This window comes from Vibrio sp. 1-1(7) (assembly GCF_013048485.1).
GTDB lineage: Bacteria > Pseudomonadota > Gammaproteobacteria > Enterobacterales > Vibrionaceae > Vibrio > Vibrio fujianensis.
On the sequence record NZ_VHSP01000020.1, the window covers coordinates 1 to 1,693 of the forward strand.

Below are 1,693 nucleotides of genomic sequence, written 5' to 3' on the forward strand. Positions count from 1 at the left end.
TCACCCCTAGCCACAAGTCATCCGCTAATTTTTCAACATTAGTCGGTTCGGTCCTCCAGTTGATGTTACTCAACCTTCAACCTGCCCATGGCTAGATCACCCGGTTTCGGGTCTATATCCAGAGACTGAGCGCCCAGTTAAGACTCGCTTTCGCTACGGCTCCCCTATGTGGTTAACCTTGCCACTGAATATAAGTCGCTGACCCATTATACAAAAGGTACGCAGTCACCCCATCACTAAGCCACCTCTGCCGATGTGTCGGTTGACCAACGCTGCGCGTTGTTACCGTTTATCGGAAAAAGTCTTTAATGCTGATGCATCACTAAAGCTTAGTGATGGGGCTCCTACTGCTTGTACGTACACGGTTTCAGGTTCTATTTCACTCCCCTCACAGGGGTTCTTTTCGCCTTTCCCTCACGGTACTGGTTCACTATCGGTCAATCAGGAGTATTTAGCCTTGGAGGATGGTCCCCCCATATTCAGACAGGATATCACGTGTCCCGCCCTACTCGATTTCACTGAACATGCGCTAACGGCTACGGGGCTATCACCCTGTTCCGCGGCCCTTTCCAGAGCCTTCGCCTGACGCATATAAAGCTTAAGGGCTAATCCAATTTCGCTCGCCGCTACTTTCGGAATCTCGGTTGATTTCTTCTCCTCGGGGTACTTAGATGTTTCAGTTCCCCCGGTTTGCCTCATTAACCTATGAATTCAGTTAATGATAAGTGCTGCTGCACTTGGGTTTCCCCATTCGGATATCGTAGACTCAAGTGGCTGTTACTGCCTTATCTACGCTTTTCGCAAGTTACTACGTCCTTCATCGCCTCTGACTGCCTAGGCATCCACCGTGTACGCTTAGTCACTTAACCATACAACCCGAAGAAGTTTCGAGTTGCTGTTTAAACAACCTAAGTTGTCTCGCGTTTTATTTTCATGAGTGCGAGACAGATTTTGCCGGACTCAATTTTTGAAAAACTTCCGGAGACGTTTTTCACCAAGCACACTTGAATGTGTATTTTTGGTCTTTATCTTAAAGATAAAGATTGAGAACTTTACAAGTAACTTATCTATCAAGATAAATTACTTTGTCAGCTTTCCAAATTGTTAAAGAGCGAGATTTTCTAAAACGAAAACCATTTTTAAAGATTCTTTTTAAGAACACTTAAAGATGGTGGAGCTATGCGGGATCGAACCGCAGACCTCCTGCGTGCAAGGCAGGCGCTCTCCCAGCTGAGCTATAGCCCCATTTATATGGATAAACCATAAAACGGTAATTTTTTCTTAGACAAGGCAGATTGTGAGGCCGTGTACATCTGTACACAACGAGCAATCTAACGCAGTATGAGAAAAAATTGGTGGGTCTGAGTGGACTTGAACCACCGACCTCTCGCTTATCAGGCGAACGCTCTAACCACCTGAGCTACAGACCCAACTTCTTGCTTCGTGCTTTTGCTTATTTCTGCGTCAGGCTACTTATCCTCAGTCAGTCATTTACTTATGTAAACTCCTTCCATTGTCAATTGCCTTCCTTGAACTAAGGAAAATCACGTTGCAATATACTCTTACTTAAACCAAATCAATCTGTGTGAACACTCATCAATGCACAATCTTTACGTAAGGAGGTGATCCAGCGCCAGGTTCCCCTAGCGCTACCTTGTTACGACTTCACCCCAGTCATGAACCACAAAGTGGC

General features: G+C 45.6%; 2 tRNA genes and 2 rRNA genes. All 4 read right to left on the reverse strand.

Going from position 1 to position 1,693, the window contains the following annotated elements:
- A 23S ribosomal RNA gene (locus FKN05_RS16420) occupies positions 1 to 869 on the reverse strand; the annotation flags it as partial.
- A gap of 300 nt (positions 870 to 1,169) precedes the next feature.
- Positions 1,170 to 1,245 (reverse strand) — tRNA-Ala (locus FKN05_RS16425).
- Between the two features lie 108 nt (positions 1,246 to 1,353).
- Positions 1,354 to 1,430 (reverse strand) — tRNA-Ile (locus FKN05_RS16430).
- Between the two features lie 185 nt (positions 1,431 to 1,615).
- Positions 1,616 to 1,693, reverse strand: a 16S ribosomal RNA gene (locus FKN05_RS16435); the annotation flags it as partial.